The following is a 22,474-nucleotide window of genomic DNA, read 5'->3' on the forward strand; positions in this document are numbered from 1 at the left end:
ACCGGCATCGCAGACACTCCTCGATCGGGAATGTCAGCCCCGCCGACTTCGAACTGCAATACTCATCACAGACCGCGGAAGTTCAACTCGCCGCTTAACCCGTGTCCACCAACCGGGGGCAAGGCCAGTTCAAGACTTGCTGGCGCTGTTCGAGAGTGATTATTGGGTCCCAGAGGGCCGGCCCCACTACTTCTCCATGGTGGGATCGTAAACCGGCGATACGGGGAGACATGAGCATCTGGCGGATCGTTCCGCTTCGCCATTGGCCGCCGCTTGTTGTCGCGATCTCTTGGCTGTCCATCCACGCAGCTAGCGATCGGGCAGACTCCCCGGCGAGAGTGCGGGCGAGAAGTTGCCGGATCACTTCTGCCTCGGCGACGTTCACAGTGATCTTGTCGGCCTCGTATCCGAACGGGCGGTTCGCACCACCACCGGGTTTACCCGCTTCAGCGTTCTGGCGGGCCTTGCGCTTGAGGCGTTCTGACTTGCGGGCAGATTCTTTCGCAGCCACCGCCGCGAGAATTCTCGCCATGAACAGTCCGTCATCGTTGCCGAGGTTGATATCGGTTGTGACAGTGGCCACCTGATTGACCCCTGCCTTCTCGCAGACCTGGCTGAACTGCTCCAACTGGATCGGCTGCCGGGTGAGCCGGTCAAGGTTGTAAACGATCACCCCGTCACGGTGCCCGCTCGCGATGTCGGCCAGCATCCGCTCATACGCGGGCCGCAGCTTGCCACCGTAGGCGGAGATGTCATTATCGACGTACTCGTCCGCGACCGTCCACGATCGATCTGTGGCGAGTTTTCGGCAGTCCTCGAGCTGTCGTTGCACGCCTAAACCTTCCCCGGTGACATCGGAGGAAATGCGGGCATAGATCGCGGCATTGCGAGGAGTGTTCATAACGGTCATATTAGCGATTAACTAACAACGGTGTTTCGTTGTGTTGGTATCACCATCGCACGATCGATACGTCGGGCTGGCAGATCCGTATGATCGACGGGGCACCGCAGGTGAAAGCGCCCCGGTGGCTGGAAACGAACGCGAAATGGCGGCCCGCCGGCACAAGCCCCACCCAACTCACCCGCACCCTCGAACAACGCACAGCCCCACCAGCTGGTCTGGAAGCACCCGGACCTGTCGAAGTGGAAGGGCACCGAACCACCGGACATGTCTCACCTCGAACCAACGGGCGACCCGAGCCCCGACCACCCGGGGAGCCACCCCCGTGACCACTTGCGGTGTTCTGAAAAAGTTCTGCCCCGGCACTGGTACGAGCCTCCGACCCGAATATCGACGTGAACACTGAGCGAGGCGCTCGGCGGATTTTCAACGCGGGACATTCGCGGGACATTTATGAGATCCTGAGGCAGAACGAAAACCCCGCCTCAGCAGGAAACACCTGATGAGACGGGGTTCTTTGGTGCGCCCGGAGGGATTCGAACCCCCAACCTTCTGATCCGTAGTCAGATGCTCTATCCGTTGAGCTACGGGCGCATGTCGCTGTTCAGTCTAGCGACGAATGGCAACCTAGCGACTATATCACTCTCGAGGGCCATGATTCCCCCGTGGTCACTTGGCAGCCGTGAATGAGCAGTTTGCGCAAGTGGTTACCCCGCCTATCCAAGCGCGACAGCGCCGAGCGACAAAGCGGCAATCACAGCCCAGGAGCCGAAGCCGACGATGAGTGCCCGCCACCCGGTCATGACGAGTTCTTTCAACCGCACCGCCGTGCCGAGACCAAAGAGCGCCATCGCCAGAAACGCTGTCTGGGCAGTGTCGGCGGCTTCGAGCACGGGCACCGGCACAACCAGCAGCGTGCGGATCACCACAGCCGCCAGAAATCCGGCCACGAATAGAGGCATGATCGGCGGGCGCGAGGCGCGCGGGGCATCTGGTGCCGCGTTGCGGCGCACGATGACCGCGGCGGCCGAGACGATCGGGGCGAGCATGAGGACCCGGGTGAGCTTGACCACTACGGCGATCGCCAACGCGGCCGTGCCTGCAATCTGGGCGGTGGCGACCACCTGGCCGACGTCGTGCACCCCAGCGCCGACCCAGTGGCCGAACTCCACAGCTGACAGGCCGAGCGGATGCCACAGCGCCGGCAGCACAGCGATCGCCAGGGTTCCACAGAGGGTGACGAGGGCGACCGGTGTCGCCGTCTCCTTGTCCTTCGCGCCGACCACTCCACTCATGGCGCCGATCGCTGAGGCCCCACAGATAGAGAATCCGGTAGCGATCAAGAGAGGCTGATGCCCGGGCAGGCGCATCGTGCGCCCGAACCACCAGGTGAAGCCGAAAGTGAGCAGCACGACACCGACCACCGCAACGATGGTGACCCAGCCGAGCCCGAGAATATCGATCACGCTCAGCTTCAGACCGAGCAGCACGATCCCGAGGCGCATGAATCGTTTCGCCGCCACCGACAGCCCGGGCGCCAGCACTCCGCCGAGCAGGTTCTGCATGACCGGCAGTTGGGCGACGATGATACCCAGCACGACGGCCGCAGTGAGCAGCGGAATCGCCGGTACCAGCAGGTGGATTCCCCAGGCGAGCCCGGCGGAGGCTGCGGCAACCGCAACACCCGGCAACCAGCCTGGCCTGCGATGGCGGCTGGGGCGGGTTGCTGTCGGTTCTGTCAGTACTTTCACTGTCTCAGACTGACAGTGGTCGCGGATTTTCGGTAGCCGCTGTAGATTTGTGGAGCCACAACCTGAACTTGTAGGAGGGGTGAATGCTGGGGCCTCACATGCCGGAGCTGTCGGGTCTTCAGCTGCTCGTCGAAGTCGGTGAGAGCGGGAGCCTGTCTCAGGCGGGCCGCCTACTCGGAGTGTCGCAACAAGCCGTGTCCGCGCGGATGCGCTCCCTCGAGCGCCAGGTCGGCGCCGAGCTGATCATCCGTTCCCAACGCGGGTCCACTCTCACTTCGACTGGCCGCGTGGTCTCGGAATGGGCCGCCGCCGTGCTCGCAGCCGCTGAACGGATGGATGCCGGGATCACGTCGATCCGGTCAGAGAGTCAGCGCCAGCTGAACGTCGCCGCCAGCCTGACCATCGCGGAATACCTGCTGCCCCGCTGGCTGGTGACCCTGCGGGAACGTCAAGAGGCCGCCGCCGAGTCGACAACCACGGTGGGTCTGGTTGCAACCAACAGTGACACTGTCATCGAGCTGGTGCGCTCGGCAGACGCCGCCGTCGGTTTCATCGAAACCTCGGTGATCCCCGCCGGGCTCAAGTGTCAGATCATCGGCTACGACACACTGCAGGTCGCGGTGGCGCCAGATCATGTGTGGGCCACCCGCCTCGTTCCGGTCACCGCCGCCGAGCTCGCCCGCACGCGATTGGTCACTCGTGAGCAGGGATCCGGCACCCGCCAGACCTTCGAGAAGATCCTCACGGAATCAGGCGTCGACCGGCTCGCGCCCCCGCGGGTCGAACTCTCCAGCAGCGCGGCCGTGCGCACCGCGATCATCGCCGGTACCGCACCCGGCGTGCTCAGCTCCCTCGCCATCGCCGACGATCTCGCCCTGGGCCGCCTGGTGGCAGTTCCGGCAGTGGGCATCACACTGCGCCGCCCCTTGTCGGCGGTCTGGCGCTCCGGCGCCACTCCCCCACCCGGCCCAGCCGAAGAACTGGTCACGATTGCGATGGCCCACTGACGGTCACGTCGAATGCCCGACGGTCAACTGGTCGCGGTCGTCGGCTCGGGACCGAGGCCGGAATCCACGCGACCAGGCCGGGTGCTGAGCATCCTGCTCACGACTTCCAACAGCACGAGCGCGAGAGCGGCCAGCGCGAGAGTTGCCCATGCCGCCAGGCCACCGCTGAGGAAACAGGCAGCAGCCGACAGAACCAGCGCCGGCACCAGTAACAGCGCGATCCCGCCAATCGGTCGCCCCAGGCGCAGCCCGACAGCCGCGTTGGCCAGATAGAAGCCTCCGATACCGCAGGCGAGCAGTGTGCGCACAGATAGGCCCATCGGCGCACTCGCGTCCACGACCGCGATCCCGATCGCTGCCGCGATCAAGGTCAGCGCGGTCACCAAGACAAACGGCAGGTACATGACCACGTCACGCATCGCGCCATACGAATGGGCTTGCTGGGCTGCAGTGAGCCCTCGCTCCGCCGTTGGGGCTCCCCACCGGAAGAAGGCCCGTGCGAGCAGGGCGCAGACCAGAAACCCGAACAGGGCCGCGGCTCCCCCGCCGATGGTCGGCAGGGCGACGAGCCCGGTGACGCTGAGATAGACCGCCTCACCGATCACGATGACCACGAACAGTCCGACCCGCTCGAGAAGGTGCGAAACCACAGCCCGGTCATAGATCTCGTTCGCCAGGCCACCCGGGTGAAAGGCAAGCAGGAATACCTCCGCAGCTACGGCGAGCGCCCACAGCCAATAACGGCCGGGCGCCGCAACACCGATCGAGATCAGCCAGAGCACCGCGGTGCCAAGGTTGTAGGCGAGCGGCCGCCAGAGCCTCACCACTGCCACTCGGGTCACATACGGGATCAGCCACATGACCAGCAGCACCAACCGAATGTACGCGGCACCCGCCGCATACAACCAGCCGTAGTTGGTGATCGATCCAGAGATCGCGATGGCCATCGCTGCGGCCCCCGGCATGGCCGCGATCACGAGCGCCCCGATGGCCGGGAACCGGGTGCCGTAGAGGTTGTTGGTCACCATCAGGTTGACCCAGGCCCACCACAGCGGGGAGAACAGCAGCACGAACAACACCACGGTGCTCAGCTGGGGATCCCCCTCGATCAGGTCAGCAGAAACCGCGATCACCGCGACGAAGACGAGGTCGAAGAACAGTTCGTACCAGTCCGCTGCGCGCCGGGGCTGTTCTGCTTGCAACAGATCGGGCGCGACCAGACCCGTTTGCGCCCGACCATTGGGAGTGTTCTGTGCGGGTACCACCGGCCCGGTCATTTGTGCACGACCGTGCATTCCGTCTCGGATCGTGACATGTTTCGATTATGCGCGCCGGGCAATCTGTTGGCCAGAAATATGTCGGCCACCCTCTGCCGTTTCAACCGTGCGAAGCTTCACGAGCACTTAATCGTCGACGGTGGTCACGCTGTCGGTTGCCCGTCAGCGGGCAACGCTGGATCGCCGGTGCAATTCCTTGAGCTCGGCCTCGAACTCAGCGACCGGGCCGACAGTCGGAACATCCGGCGCAACGTGGTTGATCGGGAGAGCGGCCACTGGTCCGGCGGCGATCCCCCACTCCGACTTCCAGCCGACCAACTGCGCAGACGACGCTGCGTAGATGATCCTTCCGAGGCCCACCCAGGCGTGCGCTGCCGAGCACATCGGACAGTGCTCTCCCGACGTATACACGGTGGTGGTGACCCGTTCATCCGGAGCGACGTGAGCGGCCGCCCAGCGAGCGATCTCGAACTCCGGATGCCGGGTGTGGTCGCCGTCTTTGATCCTGTTGCGGTCTTCGAAGAGCACCTGGCCTCGCGCGTCGACCAGAACCGAGCCGAACGGCTCATCGCCGTCTTCAAGCGCTTCCCGTGCCAGGTCGACGCAGCGGCGAAGATGGGTGAGATCAACTTTCGTGAGAGTCATGCAGCCCATCCTTCCAGTTGCGCCGGCCCCGCAGTCAGGGCATCACCCGAATTCCGCCGATAAGAAAAAACACTGCGAGTACACCCAGGAGCAGAGTGGCTGCCGCGAGCGCGGCGAGCGGCCAGGGCCTTATCCCGGCCAGCGTCTCAGATTCGTGCAGCGCATGCTGGGTGCGCCTGTAACGATGGTGGGTCTGAAGATAACCGGCCACGACGAGTCCGACCCCCACGATGCCCACGACGATGGCCGCAACCCCGAAAAGTGGCGCGGTGAAACGGACCGCCACCGCACAGCCGACCCCCAGCGCCAACGCCGTGCGCTGCCAGGAGAGCAGAGTTCGCTCCGCCTGCAACCCGCTATCGAACGGCTCCCGCGCCTGCGAGCGGCTGCGCGGCGCCAATCGTCGGCGTACGTTCACTCGAGAACCTCGCTCACCGGAATCACGTGCTCACATCAACACCGTGCTCAGAGGAACATCCCCGCCGCGATCAGTATGGCGGCGATCACTATTCCCACGGTGAGCACGACCGACAGGGACGGCGCGGGCACGGGACGGTTCTCGCGCATCGCTCGTTCCGTGCGCATCCAGTTGACCCATGCGTGGATCGGCGCAGCAATGCCCAGAGCGATGAACACACCGGCCGAATAGAGCCGCAAGTCCTCGCGAATGGGCAAGGCCAATGCCTCCAAAGCAACGCCGGCGGCGATCAGGGCAAGAGAAGTGCGGATCCAGGAGAGGAATGTGCGCTCGTTGGCCATGCTGAAACGGGGGTCTGGCTCATCACCGCGACGGTAGACGGCGCGCGGAAAACGTTTCATACTCACGAATCACCCCGATCCGGCAGGTATCGATGCCGCCTCGATTCCAGATTACGGGTTCGGGGCACCCCACGGTCTGTGCTCCTCGTCAGGACAGGGTGAGCTCCATAGCGGAAGCGTGCAATAGATTTGAGATATCGAACGGTGATGCGGACCAATTGGGAGTAGTGATGTGGGCGGCTCTTGGCACCATCATTCCTATATCTCTCGCGGTCGCGATCAGTTCTACCCCGATCATGGCCATGCTCCTGATTCTGCTGTCGCCGAATCGGAACCGCTCCTCACTGATGTTTCTCATCGGCTGGGTGCTCGGCCTGGGCATAGTGGTCGTGGCCTTCACGCTTTTTGCCCGCACCGTCGGTGATCCGGCACCCCGCAAGGAGCAGGGGCTCGTCGGTATCGCGTTGGTCGTGGTCGGAATCGCGACGGTGGTTCTCGGCGTCGTCTTCTGGCTACGCGCACGAGGGTCAACCTCCAGTGACATGCCGAAATGGCTCTCGGCGGTGGGCTCCTTGGGCCCATGGTCAGCCTTCGGGCTAGCGCTTGTGCTGAACGTGAGGCCCAAGGCGCTCCTCCTGAGTACGGCGGCGGGGCTCTCGCTGCGTGGTGGCCGCCTATCACCCGGCGAGACAGCAATCGTGGTTGCGGTATACGTCGTGATCGGGGCTTCAACGGTCGCCGTTCCCATCATCGCGACCCTGATCTCCCCGGAGCGCGCGGAGAAGTGGCTCATCCCCACACGGGACTGGATCACGACCAACAATCGGACCATCAGCATCGTGATTCTGACCCTGGTCGGAATCGTGATCGTCGCAAGTGGCCTCACGCGCCTGTGACGACGCTGACGATCGCGTCCTGAAACTTCTGGGCCCTGCACGCGACACAGCCCGAATCAGCACAACACCTAGGCTGTAGGCATGGCGACAGTCATTCTGGTGCGGCACGGTCGCACCACCGCGAACGCAGATGGTCTGCTGGCCGGGCGATCGCCCGGGGTGCACCTGGACAAGATCGGCCGCGACCAAGCAGCGCGCACGGGTGAGCGCCTTTCTGTGGTGCGTTTGGTGGCGGTGGTCTCCAGCCCGCTGCAACGTTGCCGGCAGACCGCGCAGATGATCCTTGACCGCCAAGCAGATTCGCCTGCCCTGATGGTTGAGAAAGGCATTAACGAGTGCGATTACGGCCAGTGGCAGGGTCGCAGCCTCGAAGATCTCGCTAAGGAAGAGCTCTGGTCGGTGGTGCAGCGGCAGCCTTCCGCAGCCCAGTTTCCCGGTGGCGAGTCGCTGGCGGCCATGCAGGCCAGGGCTGTTGCAGCAGTCCGGCGCCATGACGCGGCGTTCGAGTCGCAGCATGGACCCGGCGCCGTGTGGGCGGCGGTGAGCCATGGCGACCTCATCAAGGCAATTCTGGCCGATGCGCTCGGCATGCATCTTGACTTGTTCCAACGCCTCAATGTGGCCCCGGCGTCGGTCTCGATCGTTCGTTATGGGCCCCATCGCCCCGAGGTGATTGCGACCAATACCGAGGCGGGCGATCTCTCGTGGTTGGCCAACAGCACCCCCACCGCCGACGCACCCGTTGGCGGTGGGGCAGGTGTTGCCTGAGGCGCTGACGGCGCTACGCTCCTAGGATATTTCTATGCCCACAATTGTTTACGACTTCGATTGGCCTGATCGTGTCATCATCGGAACCGTCGGTGAACCAGGGTCACGTACTTTCTACCTGCAGGCTCGCGACGGCGCCCGGGTCACCAGCATCATTCTCGAGAAGGAGCAGTCGGCCCTGCTTGCCGAGAAGATCGAAGAGATCCTCGACGAGTTGATGGCGGGCGAGGGCAACCCGTTCAGCGTGCCCGCCACGACACCCCTGGAGCTCGTCGACAACGAGCCGCTGGACCAGCCCGTCGACCCGGAGTTTCGAACGGGCAATATGAGCCTGGGCTGGGACCCGGTGTCGGCACAACTCGTGATCGAGTCGTACCGGCTCCTCGAGGTCGACGAGGACGATTCAGGGGTGCCCACGGCGGAGCCTGCAGAAATGCTGCGGATACGCATACCGGTCGGCACAGCCCGGGCGTTCGCGAAGCGGACGCTTGAGGTCGTTGGGGCGGGGCGGCCCATCTGCCCACTGTGCGGTACTCCGATGGATCCGGACGGGCACACCTGCCCAACGCTCGGCGACTTCGGCTGATGGCGGAGGCCAACCTTGAGGGCGGCGACATCGCTCTCACTGGCCGGATAACGTCGGCGTCGAACGCAACTTTCCTCGGCACCATCGACGACATCGCGGTCGTTTACAAACCGGTCGCCGGCGAGCAGCCGTTGTGGGACTTCCCTGAAGGCGGCCTGGCCCAACGCGAGGTGGCGGCCTACCTGGTCTCGGAATCGTTCGGTTGGAACGTGGTGCCGCGCACGTGGATGCGGGAAGGCCCCTTCGGTCGCGGCATGGTGCAGCTGTGGCAAGAAATCGATCCGGAACAGGGCCCCGTCGATGTGGTCCCGGCCGATGCAGTGCCCGACGTGGGTTGGCGACGTGTCTTCGAGGGCGTGGACGGGCAGGGACGTGCGGTGGCGCTCATCCATGAGGATTCTCACGAACTGCGACGAATGGCTGTCTTCGACGTCGTGGTGAACAACGCCGACCGCAAGGGCGCCCACGTACTCGCGATGGCCGATGGACACCGTCACGGGGTCGACCACGGGCTCACATTCCACACCGACCACAAGCTGCGTACCGTGCTCTGGGGGTGGGTCAATGAAGGTATCAACGACGAAGAGCGCGACGGGATCGATCGAGTGCGCTCAGCCCTTGCCGGCGCACTGGGTGATGCCCTCCGCGGGCTGATCAGTGATCTGGAGATTGAGGCGCTCGCGCAGCGGTGTGAGCGTTTGCTGTCGGAGGGTCGCTTCCCGGCGCCGCATGGGGATATGCCCGCGACACCGTGGCCGCTGTTCTGAACACATCGCAAGATCGCGCTGACGCGACGACGCAGCGATCAGAAAGCGGTGACAAGAAACTGTGCGGAGACGGAGGGATTTGAACCCTCGGTACCCTTACGGGTACTCCACCTTAGCAGGGTGGTGCACTAGGCCGGACTATGCGACGTCTCCATGAACAGGCCGGTATTTCGGCACATGCTCGACAGCAATCATAACCATACTTGGCCCGGGTCGCTGACACACCCACGGTGACCGAGCTCCGATTACCCGACCGAATCCGCTCTGGTCACTGGTTGTCGAGCGTGCGCCCCGCCGAGCAGGTGACGTCCTTTGCCGTCTGCCCGGTGACGAAGTCGGGCAACTGCCCGGGCGCCGGGCTTGGGCTGGTTTCTGGGGCGTCCGACTCGGAGCTTGAGGAAGCGTTGGTCGCTTCACCTCCGTCAGACGACGCGGTCGGCTTCGGGCTCGGGTTCGCGCTCGAACTGGAGCCGTCCTTGGCGACAGCGCCCTGGCCGAGCTTGCCGGAGAGCTTGATCGGTTGGTCCTTTGCGAGCGCAGCGAACATCTCGTCGGCGGCATCCCACTTGGGAGCCACACCGCCTTCCACGTCACCGACTGGATACTGCACGAACACGACCTTGTCCAGGTCAATGTCCTTCAGAACCTGGGCGATCGAGACGATCGTGTCCACGCTGGTCAGCGACTGGGACAGCTCCATGTTATCGACCGCCGCGCGCGCCAGCCCGTACAGCTTCACCGGGTTCGTGAGCGTGTCTTTGCTCTTCACCTCGCGCACCAGCGACGACAGGAAGTTCTGCTGGTTGCTGATGCGGCTCAGGTCGCTTCCGTCGCCGACACCGTGCCGGGTGCGCAAGAACTGCAGGGCTTCCAATCCCTCCAGGTTGTGCATGCCCGGGTCGAGCACCAGGTCGGTGTGGGTGTCTTCGATCCGAGTGGAGACACACACCGGCACGCCGCCGACCGCAGTCGACATGGCGACGACGCCCAAGAATTGGACGGTCGCCGCGTAATCGATCTCCATGCCCGTGAGAGCCTCGAGGGTGAGCACGGTGCAGTTCATACCGCCGTAGCCCAGAGTCGTGTTGATCTTCTGCGCGCTCATGGCGCTGAACGGATTGTCGGGGTCTGCGGGGTCGGGGCAGGAGGGAATCGAAACGAACATGTCGCGCGGAAAACTGATCACGGTCGCGCTCTTGTGATCCTCAGACAGGTGCAGGAGCATCGTCACGTCGTTCAGCACGGCGGTCTCCTCGTTCGGGTCGCCGAAGCCGTCGCCCTGGCCCTCCCGGCTGTCACTGCCGATGATCGCCACGTTGACCGCGCCCTTGATCGGGCCGACCAGCGGTGGCGCGTTCTCCCCGGTACTGCCGAGTGCTACCCCCGGCTTGACGTTTCCGACCACGTCCCACACGGCGACCGCGGCGACCGATGCCCCACTGACCAGAACCACCGCGAGCGCGGCTGCGACGAACTTCGCCAGCGTCCTCACCGGGCCGTGGGAGCGCAACTGGCCATGACGTGCCAGCGTGCCCGGTTTCTTCGAGCTGTAGGAGCGCGGTCGCAGATCGCTCATTCATTTCCCCTTCAAGGCTTCCCCGAGCCAGCTGCTGCGGAGGGCGTGGGATTCGAACCCACGAGACATTTCTGCCCACCAGTTTTCAAGACTGGCTCCATCGGCCGCTCGGACAGCCCTCCCGATGTCCTACCGTAAAACATACCCCGAAAGGTATGGAGAACAGCGAACAACGCTTGATTCTAGCCGAAGACAGCGTGGTCAGCATGTCAAGTGAGCCTGAAAGCCGGCTGAAAATAGTGCGGGAGGTAACCGTTCAAGCGTCCCGAATTCACGGTTGAACCTTACGCCCGCCCCACCACGCGGCGATCCGGGTCATTGGTCGGCCACCGGCCTGCCGACCGAGCAGGTCTGTTGGTTCGCGGTCTGCCCGACCACTGAGGGGGGAAGAACCAGCGGCTTCCCCGCCGTCGTGCCGGCCGACGTGCCCGATGACGGGACCGGCGACGGCTGGGCCGAAGCCGCCGGGCTGGACGGGTGCGGCGCAGGCGATGCTGAGGCCTTCGGCTTTGCCACTTCGGCCCCCACACCAGGGCCGCCGGACAGCACAAGGGGTCGATCGGCGGCCAACGCCGCGAACAGGTCATTCGCTGCAGACTCGTTCGGAAGCAGACCGTTGTCGGCGACCACCGTCGGGTATTGAACGAGCAGCAGATGATCGGGTGCGACGTTCTTCAATGCGAGCGCGATCGACACCATCGTCTGAATGTTCGTCAGTGACTGCGAGAACGTCATGTTCTTCAACGCGGCATGAGCCAGGTTGTAGTCCGTCAACGGATTGGTGAGTGTGTCATTGCTGGTCATCTTGCGGAACAGGGACGACAGGAAGACCCTTTGACTGCCCCCCCTCGCCAGGTCGCTTCCTGACTGCAACGCATAGCGCGTGCGCAGGAACGCCAGCGCCTCGGCGCCCTGCAACACGTGTTCGCCGGGGGTGAGCACGAAAGGGAACGGCTGGTGCGAGTCGTCGATCGTCGTGGACACGCAGACCGGCACCCCGCCCACGGCATCCGACATGGCGATCAGCCCCTGGAACTGGATCAGGCCGGCAAACGGGATGGACAGGCCCGTCAGCTGCTCCACCGTCAGCACCGTGCAGGGCAGCCCGCCGTAACTGAGCGACGTGTTGATCTTCTGCGAACTCATCGCGCTGGTGGTTCCCCCGGCCGGGTCGGGGCAGGCCGGGATGGGCACGTACAGGTCGCGCGGGATGCTCACGACGACCGCATTCTTGTGGTCGGCGGAGATGTGCAGCACCATCGTCACGTCGTTGAGGTTCTCCCCGCGTGGGCCGTAGGTGGGATCGTTCTCGGCGCTGTCGCTGCCCGCGACAAGCACGTTGATCGCCCCAGGCATGGCGTCGATCATCGGGCTCCACGGCGAAGGCGACTCCGAGTGGCCCACCAGCGCGACCCCCGGCCTGATGTCTGTGGCCAGCGACCACACCCCGATGGCTCCGATCGCGACCGTTACGACAACGACCGCTGCGAGCGAGCCGAGAAGCCACTTGAGAGCTTTCAGAATCGGGCGCGACCGCCGCAATCGGCCGTGCTGGGCAAACGGTTGCGCAGACGTGGGCCTCGAGTGCTCGTACTCGGGTGGGTCGGGTTTCGGGTCGGAAGCCACGTGGGATTCCCTAATGAAGTATGGTCAACTTCTCGTTCGTTGACCATTTTAGATCGAGTCGAGCACTCGTGCCACACCGTCTTCGAACAGGGCTGTCGTCACTTCGCTGGCCGCGGCGAGCACATCCTCGGGCGAGTGGGCCATCGCCACGCCACGCCCGTGGGCACCGGCCCATTCGAGCATGTCGATGTCGTTGCGACCGTCACCGATCACGACGACGCGGTCACGCGGAATATTGAGATTTTCACGCACCCGCTCCAACGCGGTGGCCTTGTTCACTCCGTCGGGGGCGATGTCCAGCCAAGCCGTCCAGCCCACCGCGTAGCTCACCCGGTGCAGACCCATGTCGTCGACCACCCGGGCGAATTCTTCCATGTCGTGGTCCGGCGAAATGACGACGACCCGGGTCGCTTCCATCTCAAGCAAACCTTCGAATTCGACCTGTTCGCCGCCGTGACCGATGCTCGAATCTGGAAACTGGTCGGTGTACCGGAAATAGCCGTTGGTGTCCTCCACCGCGAATCGTGCATTGGCCAGGTGACGGCGCAAGGTGATCAGAACAGGCTTTGGGTCGAACGTCTCCACATACTCCTGCCGGTATCCCGATGGCTCCGTCGCATCGCGGCGGAGCGTGATCGCCCCGTTCGAGCAGACTGCATATTCGGGAGTGAGCTCGAGTTCATTGAGTACCGGCATCATGGTTGCCACCGAGCGGCCGGTCGCAAGGGTGATCTCGTGGCCGAGATCCTGAATTCTGGACACGGCCCTGGCCACGACATCCGTGATGACCCCGTTCTGGTCCAGCAGCGTGCCGTCGATGTCGAGGGCGATCAGCATCCGGTCGCCCTCCGGCACCAACTCGGCTGACCGAGCGGTCGCTGCATCGCTCACTTTTGGGCCACGGGTTTGATGATCTCGAGCCCACCCAGGTAAGGCCGAAGCCGCTCGGGCACCACGACGGAGCCATCTGCGCGCTGATGGGTCTCGAGAATGGCGACCAGCCAACGGGTCGTGGCCAGGGTTCCATTCAAGGTGGCGACCGGGGTGGTCTTGCCCGACTCGGTTCGGTAGCGAGTCTGCAGCCTGCGCGCCTGGAACGTGGTGCAGTTCGACGTGGACGTGAGTTCGCGGTAAGTGCCCTGACTGGGGATCCACGCCTCGATGTCGTACTTTCGGGCGGCACTGGAGCCCAGATCGCCGGCGGCCACGTCGATCACCCGGTAGCTGAGCCCGAGGGCCTGCATCATCTCTTCCTGCCAGGCGAGCAGGCGCAGATGTTCGTCCTCGGCCTGTTCCGGAAGCGCGTAGACGAACATCTCCAGTTTGTTGAACTGGTGCACGCGCAGGATGCCGCGGGTGTCCTTGCCCGCAGAGCCGGCCTCACGCCGGTAACAGGTCGACCAGCCGGCGTAGCGATTCGGACCATCTGTGAGGTCGAGGATCTCGTCGGCGTGGTACCCGGCGAGCGCCACCTCACTGGTACCGGTCAGGTACAGGTCGTCGGCGGGCAGGTGGTAGACCTCGTCGTTGTGCTCGCCGAGGAATCCGGTTCCCTGCATGATCTCGGGCTTGACCAACGTCGGGGTGATCAGTGGAATGAAACCGGCCGCCAGCGCCTTGTCGAGGGCCATATTCATCAGGGCGATCTCAAGGCGGGCACCGATGCCGCGCAGGAAGTAAAACCTCGATCCCGAGACCTTCGCCCCACGCACCATGTCGATCGCGCCGAGCATCTCGCCGAGTTCGAGTTGGTCGCGCGGATCAAAGTCGAATTCGGGAATCTCGCCAACCGTTCGCAGCGTGGCGAAGTTCTCCTCGCCGCCAGCCGGCACCCCGTCGATGACCACGTTCGCGATCTGGGCGGCGATACGGGCGAACTCCTGCTCGGCGGCGGTCGCCGCTGCCTGCGCCGACTTCACCCGTGCACTCAATTCCTGGGCCCCGGCGACCAATTGTTTGCGCTCGTCGGTCTGGGCCCTGGCAACTCGCTTGGAGAATGCATTCTGCTCGCCACGCACCTGCTCGAAAGCAGAGATCGCCGCACGGCGAACGGAATCGGCGGCGAGGGCTTCATCGACGAGCTCGACGCGGTCGCCTCTGGCGGCCTGCGAGTGCCGAATCACATCGGGATTTTCACGTAAGTACTGGGGATCGATCACCTGACCAGCCTACCGATTGATGGGTTACGGTTGACCGTGTGGCCCCAACTGACAAAATCTCCCGTAACCGCCGGGCCGCAGTGGTGTACAACCCGATCAAAGTCGACCTGCCGAAGTTTCAGAACATGGTGTCGCAAGCTGCCACGGCCGCCGGCTGGCCCGAGCCCCTGTGGTATTCCACCGCTGTCGACGAGCCGGGGCAGAAGGCCACCCGGCAAGCCATCGATGCGGGTGCCACTCTCGTACTCGCCGCCGGTGGCGACGGCACTGTGCGCGCGGTCGCCGAGGCGTTGCGCGGCACGTCTGTGGCCCTCGGCCTCATTCCCGCCGGAACCGGCAACCTGCTGGCCCGCAACCTGGAGATGACCGTCACCCGCCTGGAGGAGTCGGTGCAGACCGCATTCAGCGGGATCGACCACCAGATCGATGTCGGAGTCGCGCAGATCACGCGCGCAGAGGGGGCAAGCGAAGAGCACGCATTCCTCGTGATGGCCGGGTTGGGACTCGACGCGAAGATGATCGCGAACACGAGCAGCAAGCTGAAGAAGGCCGTCGGCTGGCTGGCATACATCGAAGGCGGAATGCGGGCACTGCCCGATGTGAAACCGGTCAAGCTGCGCTACCGACTCGATGGCGGCGCCGAGAAGTCGATGACGGCACACACGTTGATCATCGGTAACTGCGGGTTGCTACCGGGAGGCATTCTGCTCATCCCGGATGCACGCCCCGACAACGGCCGACTGGAGTGCTGCGCGCTGAAGCCGCGCGGGTTCTTCGGCTGGCTGAACGTGTGGAACAAGATCGCCTGGGAGAACGGCGTTCTGCGTAAGTCACGCACCGGTCGCCGGATCATCGACCTGCGCAACGACGTGAAATCGGTGACCTATTTCGAAACCAAGGACATGACCGTCACCGTGGGCACGCCCGAGGAGTTCCAGCTCGACGGCGACGAGTGCGGCGAGGTCACCCAGATGCGCATCTGGGTGGATTCCGGCTCACTCACGGTGAAGATGCCGGCGTAGCCGGAGCCCGGTCACGAGCGCGCAGGCTTCGAAGGAGAAACTGCAGACCGACGAGGGTTCCCAGACCGACCAGCGCGATGTCGGATCCGGCCCCCTGGGCAAAGTCTGCCAACGGTACTGCTGCACCGCTGGACGGGTACCAGGAGAGCCAGCTCGCCCACACGTAGCCGGCGGCTCCCAGCACGATCAAGCCGATTCCGACGGCCCAGAGCGCACCGATGTAGGGATTACGCGGCCTCCGACGGGTCACGACGGCTCGCTCCGTGCTCCAGTCGGGCGAAGTTGCTCCGCTGAGCTGTCGCCGTGTCCATGGTGGGATCGGGTGAGCGGCCCACGTGCGGCCTGCTCCTCATCGACGGTGCCTTCTGGGCGCCATCGGATGGCATAGAGGAACAGCAGCCCGACGAGCCCGGCCAACCCGACAGTCATCATCGCGGGAACCACAACCCAGGAGGATTGTTGCAGCACCCAGATGAAGGGTGGGGAGCTCCCCTCCCATCCCTGTATGCCCACATCACTGTTCGCCCACCAGTACAGCAGGAATCCGCCGACCAACAGGCCGGCCGACACGAACCAGAGGGCACGCACGTAGGGGTTCTGGCCGAGCGGCACGGAGTGGGGTTCACCGTCGCCCCCAGAATGCGATGACTCATACGCCACCCCGTCGGGCGTGGCTTGCGATCGGACCGGATGGCTGGCTGCCTGGTGCGCGAGATTCGCCACGGTTCCGGATTGTGGAACTGGGGCCGCCGCGCCGGTTGATTCGCCGACGGTTGAAGCGCTGCTGCGGAACACCCGGCGGCGACTTGAGCGGTGCTTCTCCGGATCGAACCCGGGCTGGAATGCAGGGTCGAAACGCGGGTCGAACTCCTCGGATTCCATGGCACGAGCCTAACCGAAGGTGCCAGACTGTGAACATGGCGAATCGTGCGGGAGAACCGGTCCTCGAGTCCGATCTGGTCGATGTGAAAGAGTTGATCGACGCGTATTTCACGCTGAAACCTGATCCCGAGATCACCGAGCAACGGGTCGCGTTCGGCACCTCTGGCCACCGCGGCTCTTCGCTCACGACCTCGTTCAATGAGAACCACATCCTGGCCACCACCCAGGCGATCGTCGAATATCGGGCGTCGCAGGGCGTGACCGGGCCGCTGTTCCTCGGTATGGACACCCACGCCCTCAGCGTGCCCGCGCACACCTCAGCCCTTGAAGTGCTGGTCGGCAACCAGGTGCGGGTGCTGGTCGATGAGTTCGGTGACTTCGTACCCACCCCTGCCCTCTCGCACGCGATCCTCGCCTACAACCGTGCCGGCCACGGCCACAAGGCCGACGGTATCGTGGTCACCCCCAGCCACAACCCGCCTTCTGACGGCGGATTCAAGTACAACCCGCCGCATGGTGGACCGGCCGACTCCGACGCCACCAGTTGGATTGCTGCCCGCGCCAACGAGATCATCACCGGCGGTATGCGCGACGTGAACATGGCCGAGCCCAGCGCGGTCGAGACCTACGACTTTCGCGGCGCCTACGTGCGTGACCTCGAGAACATCATCGACATGGCCGCGATCAAGAAGGCCGGTGTGCGCATTGGGGCCGACCCGCTGGGCGGGGCGAGCGTCGGCTACTGGGGCGCCATCCGCGACCATTACGGCCTCGATCTCACCGTCGTGAACCCGAGAGTCGACCCGACCTGGCGGTTCATGACGCTCGACTGGGACGGCAAGATTCGCATGGATCCGTCATCGGCGGATGCCATGGCCTCGGTTCTGGCGCACAAGGATGACTTCGACATCCTGACCGGCAACGACGCCGACGCCGACCGGCACGGTATCGTCACACCCGACGCCGGCCTGATGAACCCTAACCATTTCTTGGCAGTGGCGATCGACTACCTCTACCGCAATCGCACAGACTGGAGCGCGAACGCTCGCATCGGCAAAACCCTCGTCTCCTCCCGCATGATTGACCATGTCGCCGCCGAACTCGGTCGCACACTCTGGGAGGTTCCGGTCGGCTTCAAATGGTTCGTTCCCGGCCTGATCGATGGGTCAGTGGCGTTCGGTGGCGAAGAGAGTGCCGGGGCCAGCTTCGTGCGTTTCGACGGCAACGTCTGGACCACTGACAAGGACGGGATCATCCTGGCCCTGCTCGCCGCCGAGATCGTGGCCGTGACCGGCAAGACCCCAAGCCAGTTGTACGGGGCGCTGGCGGAGAAGTTCGGTGAGCCGGCCTATGAACGCATCGACGCCGTCGCGACACCCGCGCAGAAAGCGGCGTTGTCAAAGCTCGACGGCGACGCCATTGCCGCAACCCACCTGGCCGGCGACCCGATCACCTGGAAACTCAGTCACGCTCCTGGGAATGGCGCCGCTATTGGCGGGGTGAAGGTGGAGACCGAGTTCGCCTGGTTTGCCGCCCGACCGAGCGGCACCGAAGACGTCTACAAGATCTATGCCGAGTCGTTCAAGGGGCCCGAGCACCTTCGCGAAGTGCAGCAGGAGGCAAAAGCGATCGTCGCCGCCGCCCTCGGCTGAGGCCGACCGCTCGGGGCGTCGAAACAATCGCTGCGCGGTCCTCCGCAAACCATCCCTCCGCTGGTCGAGCGCTTCCGAGGACCGCGGAGCGCCCTGGTCGCATCGTGCTCGAAAGATCAGCCGGAGGTCAGATCATCAGGAGCGGAGAAGGCGATCATCGGCATTCGCTTCACCATGTCCCTCCTGCCTTCGTCTGTGCCGTTGTATTCGAGCCCCATCTTCACCAACAGGCGTTTTGCGAGGGCCGGGTGAGCCCGTTCATAGCGCCTGAATCGCGGTTCGGCTTCGTCCAGATCGATGAAGCGCGAGGTCGGCCGCCAGCGCATATTTCTCACCTGCACCTGCGGCGCCGGGTTTGCTCGAAGGTTGCGATACCAATCACTTCCTCCGCGCACTCCAGAGCAGACGATGTACTCGCCTGTGCCGACGTCGTGCTCAACCACTTCGACGACAGTCTGATACACCCGCCGCGACTTACGACCGACGTGCGTGATCAGTAACAGCCGCTGCCGAACAAGAAGCCGAGACGCGCGCGAAAAAGGTAGACCGGAAGCTTCAGCACGACTTTGAAGAGGCCAGTCGGCTTTTGATGGAAGTTCCACGTTCCGAGCACTCCGCTCATGCGCATAATTTACCCCATTGCAATGCGGGTGCAGCATGATCTCCCCTGGCCATGGGCCAGGGGAGATCTCGTCTCATGCGTTGTTCCGCGGGGTTAGCACCCGCTGGCATCGATCATGGGCGGCTCACTGTGATGGTGGTTCCATTGCTGTCACCGTCGGGGTCACTGTTGATGCTCGGCACATACGTCGAGGAAGCCTTCACGACACCGGTCACCCTGAAGACTGTTGTTGTGGTGGACCGGCTGAGCGAGAAGTTGCCCAGCGTGCAGGTGCCGTTGGCGGCGGTGGTGCACGTCAACGTTCCCTTGTAGTGGCTGAACGTTCCACTGACGGTTGCACCGGCTACGGCGACCCCGCTCGCATCCAGGATCTTGGCGATCACCTTCGGCTGCCACTTCGACGAAGAGCCAGCCATCGTGGCGTTATCCAGATCCCCGACGTGATGAGTTGCTGGTACTGGAGTCGGCGTCGGAGTCGGCGTCGGAGTCGGCGTCGGAGTAGGCGTCGGAGTCGGCGTCGGTGTCGGCGTGGGCGTGGGCGTGGGCGTCGGCGTGGGCGTTGGAGTAGGCGTGGCCAGGTTTGGGTCATAAACCGTGATAGCCACGTGTTCCCCATCCCAGGTCAGTCCGGCTTTCGTGACGGAATCCGTGGTGAACGCCGAGCTCACGACTCCATTCCCGACACCGTATTTACTCACCGTGCACGTGCCGTCCGCTGAAGTGACGCAGTCGCCGCCGAAGCCGGCGCCGGTGAACGATCCACTGACTGTTGCGGCAGCGACGGGGGCTCCCGTCAGGTCCGCGATCATGACGGTCGCTCGCGGGAGCCACACATCCGGGTTAGGACTGGGAACACTGACGTCGAGGATGTTGGCGACGTGCATGATGGTTGAGGGAGCTGGAGGCGTGTAGAAATCAGCACACGTGCCGACCTGAAAATAGTTCGGTGCGGTCTCAGCCAGGTACACATTGCCGGTTATCAGCTGGTGTGAACCGGTGGCGTAGTAGAGGTTGGTAGCTGCGTCGTATTGAACCAGCGGGCTGCTCGTGATGGGAAAGGTGTCCTGAGACCAGTCGGTGCAGACGAATTCAGCGCCCCTCTTCATGATCAGTGGAGAGTACGTGCGGCTGCCGAAGTAGGACGTGATGGTGTCGGGACTGCTCACCAATCCACTGAACCGGTACGAATGGTTGATTCCATCGCTGCCGTAGAAGTCCACATAGGCGTTCGAACCCCGCTGAAAAGTGCCGGAAGACGACGGGCACCAGGCATCCTGATAGTTGGGAAACGTCACACACGTCGAGGTGTAGGTTCCGTCGGCGTTGAGAGTGACCTGCCCTGTTCCGCCGTGCACGACGGTCCAGGTACCGTCCAGATTGGTGACCGCCTCTGCCGGCTGCGGCGCGGCAATCATCGCGAAGCTCATCGCGAGCGTTGCCACGACCGCAAGTACGGCACCCAATCGTTTGCTGGTTGTTCGACGCTGCGAAACGTTGGGTGGATCATCGTCGAAGACGGCGCGTGCGGTCAATGTTTTGAACATTATTAGCCCTTCGGTCTGGTCAGAGGCAGAGCCCGCCAGAATGACTGATTGCCGCTAACGCCAATAGATCTTAGTTTTAGAATCTATGCCTCTCGTTTTGTTTTGTCAATATTTTTTAATTTTAGAATCTCGGGGTATTCGACAATGGGCCTCAGCCCGGCTGTCGCCGCCGTGACGAAACACCCTTCATACGGTTGAGCTGGGGCGCACGTTGGGGCGCCGTCGACAGAGGGCACGGTGGATGAGTACGCTTTTCGGATGTTGACGATTCACGAGGAACCAGACTGCGGAAATGCTCCCCGAAAGCTGATCCTGAGAAACCTCGTCGTCGCACTCGCAACTCAGGACAGCGAATACGTCGACTCATTGCTCAGCGATGATGTGGTGTGGGATCTCGTCGGCGGTCAGGTCCTGATGGGCCGGGATGCCATCCGTGAATGGATTACTTCGCAGGGGCCGGTTGACGCAGTGACGTTCGGAACGTTTCTCACCCACGGTCGCGGAGCAGGCGTCGACGGGTCACTCGACCTGGCTGACGGACCGCGGTCCAGATTCTGCCATGTTCTGCGCTTCGCAGGCGCTGCCAGGACCGCAAAGGTCATCGGGGTGAACAGCTACATCATCAGAGCGACTTAGGCCCGACAACCTGGGGCAGCACCTCTCATTCGCAGGCTCGAACTGCGCCTTGCGTTCCCTACGACTTGGGCGCGGCCGACCGATCGACTGAGGCCCGACGCGAACGCAGGGCGGCCAGGCCGAGAATGAACATCGGCACCAGCACGAGCGCGGCGAGGGAGTTCAGCGCGAGATAGCCTCCCCAGGCGAGAACGACGCCGGAGACTGCCGCGGAGACCGCGGCCGCGATGTTCATGATGGCGTCGGACGCGCCCTGCAGCGGCACCCGGGTTTCGGGGCTCGCCGACCGGGTGAGAAGGGCCGATCCGCCGATCAGGCCCGCAGACCAGCCGAGGCCGAGCACCCCGAGCGCAGCACCGAGCATGAGGGTGTCGTCGGGGCCGGCGGTCGCGCCGAGGACCATCGACACCATGAAGATGCCCATGCCCATCGCGATCACCCGTCCGGCTCCGATCTTGTCGGTGAGCCATCCCATCACGGGGCTAGCCGCGTACATCCCCAGAATGTGCACACTGATCACGATGCCGACCATGTCCAGGCTCAGCCCCTGATGCGCCATGTGCACCGGTGTCATCACCATGACGCCGACCATGATCATGTGTGACCCCGTGATCGCCATCAGCGCGAACAGGGTGGGCGGATGGCGCCTCGCCGATTTCAGTGCGACGATCAGTCCCACCGATTTTGGCTTCTGCACCGCATCGTCTTCGAGGTGTCCGGGCGCGGGGGTACGCAGGAACAGTCCGATCAACAGGGCCGCCAACGCGAAGGAGACCAGCGAGAACACGTAGGGGCCGGCCAGCGGCTCGAGGCCGAGGCCGGCACCGAGATCGGCGCCCAACTGGGACAGGTTCGGTCCCGCCACCGAACCGATGGTGGTTGACCAGAGCACGATCGACATTGCGGTCGCCTGGAACGCCGGCTTGACGACCTCGGTGGCGGCGAATCGGGATTGCAGCCCTGAGGCCTGCGCGGCGCCGAAGGCGCCGAGTCCAACCAGCAGGATCGGGAAGATGTTCGTCATCGCGGCCAGGAGGATCAGGACGGCCCCAACCACGGCAAGCACATAGCCGGTGGTCAGAGCCCATCGACGGCCGCGCCGGGCCGCCAGCCGGGCGAGTGGGATCGCAACGATTCCGGCTCCAAGCAGACTCGCCGTCTGGCCGAATCCGGCCATCGTGACCGTGCCGGCGATCTTCTCGGCGAGCAACCCGCCCACTGCGAAGCCAGATGCCACTCCCACCCCGGCGAGCAGCTGGCTGATGATGAGAACCATCAACGCCCGTCGGTGTTGCGTCTTTCGCGCCGATCCGTCACCGCGGGTCATTGGTGAAGCACTCTCGCGTTGACCCGGCTGGGAACCGCCTGCGGTCAGCGTGGGTTCGGACATCCGGTCAC

At 64.0% G+C, this 22,474-nt stretch carries 24 protein-coding genes and 3 tRNA genes; 8 read left to right on the forward strand and 19 right to left on the reverse strand.

Annotated features, from left to right (window positions below; all coding sequences use genetic code 11):
* Nucleotides 1-94: 94 nt before the first annotated feature.
* The 3 genes from DL891_RS13295 to DL891_RS13305 all read right to left on the reverse strand — a co-directional run bounded on the left by DL891_RS13295 (nucleotide 95) and on the right by DL891_RS13305 (nucleotide 2,643).
* Nucleotides 95-901 (reverse strand): recombinase family protein, encoded by an 807-nt coding sequence (locus tag DL891_RS13295; protein WP_111720939.1) that lies wholly within the window; start codon nucleotides 899-901, stop codon nucleotides 95-97.
* Between the two features lie 518 nt (nucleotides 902-1,419).
* Nucleotides 1,420-1,495, reverse strand: a tRNA-Arg gene (locus DL891_RS13300).
* A 122-nt stretch (nucleotides 1,496-1,617) separates the two neighbouring features.
* Nucleotides 1,618-2,643 (reverse strand): YeiH family protein, encoded by a 1,026-nt coding sequence (locus DL891_RS13305; RefSeq protein WP_198668916.1) that lies wholly within the window; start codon nucleotides 2,641-2,643, stop codon nucleotides 1,618-1,620.
* Between the two features lie 92 nt (nucleotides 2,644-2,735).
* Here DL891_RS13305 and DL891_RS13310 point away from each other — a divergent pair, with 92 nt between their 5' ends.
* The gene (locus tag DL891_RS13310; protein WP_111720940.1) at nucleotides 2,736-3,659 is read left to right on the forward strand and encodes a LysR family transcriptional regulator; all 924 of its coding nucleotides are present in this window, start codon (nucleotides 2,736-2,738) and stop codon (nucleotides 3,657-3,659) included.
* A 23-nt stretch (nucleotides 3,660-3,682) separates the two neighbouring features.
* On the opposite strand, the gene DL891_RS13315 is transcribed toward DL891_RS13310, so the two are convergent.
* The 4 genes from DL891_RS13315 to DL891_RS13330 all read right to left on the reverse strand — a co-directional run bounded on the left by DL891_RS13315 (nucleotide 3,683) and on the right by DL891_RS13330 (nucleotide 6,400).
* A complete protein-coding gene (locus DL891_RS13315) occupies nucleotides 3,683-4,936 on the reverse strand; it encodes a low temperature requirement protein A (RefSeq protein WP_157962508.1) in 1,254 nt (417 codons plus the stop codon).
* A gap of 162 nt (nucleotides 4,937-5,098) precedes the next feature.
* A complete protein-coding gene (locus tag DL891_RS13320; RefSeq protein WP_111720942.1) occupies nucleotides 5,099-5,581 on the reverse strand; it encodes a nucleoside deaminase in 483 nt (160 codons plus the stop codon).
* A gap of 34 nt (nucleotides 5,582-5,615) precedes the next feature.
* Nucleotides 5,616-5,999: a DUF202 domain-containing protein gene (locus DL891_RS13325; protein ID WP_111720943.1), complete on the reverse strand. Its 384-nt coding sequence runs from the start codon at nucleotides 5,997-5,999 to the stop codon at nucleotides 5,616-5,618.
* A gap of 47 nt (nucleotides 6,000-6,046) precedes the next feature.
* Nucleotides 6,047-6,400, reverse strand: coding sequence for a YidH family protein (locus DL891_RS13330; protein ID WP_111720944.1), 354 nt, complete (start codon nucleotides 6,398-6,400; stop codon nucleotides 6,047-6,049).
* A 170-nt stretch (nucleotides 6,401-6,570) separates the two neighbouring features.
* Here DL891_RS13330 and DL891_RS13335 point away from each other — a divergent pair, with 170 nt between their 5' ends.
* The 4 genes from DL891_RS13335 (at nucleotide 6,571) to DL891_RS13350 (ending at nucleotide 9,357) form a co-directional block, all read left to right on the forward strand.
* Complete coding sequence (locus tag DL891_RS13335; RefSeq protein ID WP_157962509.1) at nucleotides 6,571-7,236, forward strand: GAP family protein; 666 nt, start codon at nucleotides 6,571-6,573, stop codon at nucleotides 7,234-7,236.
* Nucleotides 7,237-7,317: 81 nt separating this feature from the next.
* Nucleotides 7,318-8,004 carry an MSMEG_4193 family putative phosphomutase gene (locus DL891_RS13340; protein WP_111720946.1) on the forward strand — a complete coding sequence of 229 codons (687 nt, stop codon included), beginning with the start codon at nucleotides 7,318-7,320 and terminating at the stop codon, nucleotides 8,002-8,004.
* Nucleotides 8,005-8,038: 34 nt separating this feature from the next.
* Nucleotides 8,039-8,590, forward strand: coding sequence for a DUF3090 domain-containing protein (locus DL891_RS13345; RefSeq protein WP_111720947.1), 552 nt, complete (start codon nucleotides 8,039-8,041; stop codon nucleotides 8,588-8,590).
* Nucleotides 8,590-9,357, forward strand: a complete 768-nt coding sequence (locus DL891_RS13350; protein WP_111720948.1) for an SCO1664 family protein — start codon at nucleotides 8,590-8,592, stop codon at nucleotides 9,355-9,357. Before DL891_RS13345 ends, DL891_RS13350 begins: the two co-directional genes overlap by 1 nt.
* Nucleotides 9,358-9,421: 64 nt before the next feature.
* On the opposite strand, the gene DL891_RS13355 is transcribed toward DL891_RS13350, so the two are convergent.
* The 6 genes from DL891_RS13355 to serS form a co-directional block, all read right to left on the reverse strand.
* Nucleotides 9,422-9,510: transfer RNA gene (locus DL891_RS13355), tRNA-Ser, on the reverse strand.
* Between the two features lie 115 nt (nucleotides 9,511-9,625).
* The gene (locus tag DL891_RS13360) at nucleotides 9,626-10,933 is read right to left on the reverse strand and encodes an LCP family protein (protein WP_111720949.1); all 1,308 of its coding nucleotides are present in this window, start codon (nucleotides 10,931-10,933) and stop codon (nucleotides 9,626-9,628) included.
* A 37-nt stretch (nucleotides 10,934-10,970) separates the two neighbouring features.
* Nucleotides 10,971-11,055: transfer RNA gene (locus DL891_RS13365), tRNA-Ser, on the reverse strand.
* Between the two features lie 193 nt (nucleotides 11,056-11,248).
* Complete coding sequence (locus DL891_RS13370; protein ID WP_111720950.1) at nucleotides 11,249-12,559, reverse strand: LCP family protein; 1,311 nt, start codon at nucleotides 12,557-12,559, stop codon at nucleotides 11,249-11,251.
* Nucleotides 12,560-12,607: 48 nt separating this feature from the next.
* On the reverse strand, nucleotides 12,608-13,450 hold the full coding sequence (locus DL891_RS13375) for an HAD-IIB family hydrolase (RefSeq protein WP_232819172.1): 843 nt from the start codon (nucleotides 13,448-13,450) through the stop codon (nucleotides 12,608-12,610).
* On the reverse strand, nucleotides 13,447-14,718 hold the full coding sequence (serS, locus tag DL891_RS13380) for a serine--tRNA ligase (RefSeq protein ID WP_111720951.1): 1,272 nt from the start codon (nucleotides 14,716-14,718) through the stop codon (nucleotides 13,447-13,449). Before serS ends, DL891_RS13375 begins: the two co-directional genes overlap by 4 nt.
* 38 nt (nucleotides 14,719-14,756) lie before the next feature.
* Between serS and DL891_RS13385 the strand changes: the two genes are divergently transcribed.
* Nucleotides 14,757-15,740 carry a diacylglycerol kinase family protein gene (locus tag DL891_RS13385; RefSeq protein WP_232819173.1) on the forward strand — a complete coding sequence of 328 codons (984 nt, stop codon included), beginning with the start codon at nucleotides 14,757-14,759 and terminating at the stop codon, nucleotides 15,738-15,740.
* Here DL891_RS13385 and DL891_RS13390 read toward each other — a convergent pair.
* Together DL891_RS13390 and DL891_RS13395 are read right to left on the reverse strand one after the other, a co-directional pair.
* Nucleotides 15,718-15,990 (reverse strand): hypothetical protein, encoded by a 273-nt coding sequence (locus DL891_RS13390; RefSeq protein WP_111720952.1) that lies wholly within the window; start codon nucleotides 15,988-15,990, stop codon nucleotides 15,718-15,720. The two genes, DL891_RS13385 and DL891_RS13390, sit on opposite strands and share 23 nt — an antisense overlap.
* The gene (locus DL891_RS13395; protein ID WP_111720953.1) at nucleotides 15,987-16,622 is read right to left on the reverse strand and encodes a hypothetical protein; all 636 of its coding nucleotides are present in this window, start codon (nucleotides 16,620-16,622) and stop codon (nucleotides 15,987-15,989) included. The genes DL891_RS13390 and DL891_RS13395 overlap by 4 nt, the downstream gene beginning before the upstream one ends.
* Before the next feature lie 35 nt (nucleotides 16,623-16,657).
* On the opposite strand from DL891_RS13395, the gene pgm reads away from it, so the two are divergent.
* Nucleotides 16,658-18,274: a phosphoglucomutase (alpha-D-glucose-1,6-bisphosphate-dependent) gene (gene pgm, locus DL891_RS13400; RefSeq protein WP_111720954.1), complete on the forward strand. Its 1,617-nt coding sequence runs from the start codon at nucleotides 16,658-16,660 to the stop codon at nucleotides 18,272-18,274.
* A 116-nt stretch (nucleotides 18,275-18,390) separates the two neighbouring features.
* On the opposite strand, the gene DL891_RS17540 is transcribed toward pgm, so the two are convergent.
* The 3 genes from DL891_RS17540 to DL891_RS17355 form a co-directional block, all read right to left on the reverse strand.
* Complete coding sequence (locus DL891_RS17540) at nucleotides 18,391-18,738, reverse strand: nitroreductase/quinone reductase family protein (protein WP_232819174.1); 348 nt, start codon at nucleotides 18,736-18,738, stop codon at nucleotides 18,391-18,393.
* Nucleotides 18,739-18,767: 29 nt separating this feature from the next.
* Nucleotides 18,768-18,896, reverse strand: coding sequence for a hypothetical protein (locus DL891_RS17705; protein WP_255563098.1), 129 nt, complete (start codon nucleotides 18,894-18,896; stop codon nucleotides 18,768-18,770).
* A gap of 113 nt (nucleotides 18,897-19,009) precedes the next feature.
* Entirely contained in the window at nucleotides 19,010-20,440 is a 1,431-nt protein-coding gene (locus tag DL891_RS17355) for a hypothetical protein (RefSeq protein ID WP_111720956.1), read from the reverse strand.
* Between the two features lie 258 nt (nucleotides 20,441-20,698).
* Here DL891_RS17355 and DL891_RS13415 point away from each other — a divergent pair, with 258 nt between their 5' ends.
* Nucleotides 20,699-21,076 (forward strand): nuclear transport factor 2 family protein, encoded by a 378-nt coding sequence (locus DL891_RS13415; protein WP_111720957.1) that lies wholly within the window; start codon nucleotides 20,699-20,701, stop codon nucleotides 21,074-21,076.
* A gap of 58 nt (nucleotides 21,077-21,134) precedes the next feature.
* On the opposite strand, the gene DL891_RS13420 is transcribed toward DL891_RS13415, so the two are convergent.
* Nucleotides 21,135-22,466 (reverse strand): MFS transporter, encoded by a 1,332-nt coding sequence (locus tag DL891_RS13420; RefSeq protein WP_232819175.1) that lies wholly within the window; start codon nucleotides 22,464-22,466, stop codon nucleotides 21,135-21,137.
* Nucleotides 22,467-22,474: the final 8 nt, after the last annotated feature.

The organism is Homoserinimonas sp. OAct 916 (assembly GCF_003260275.1).
Classification (GTDB): domain Bacteria; phylum Actinomycetota; class Actinomycetes; order Actinomycetales; family Microbacteriaceae; genus OACT-916.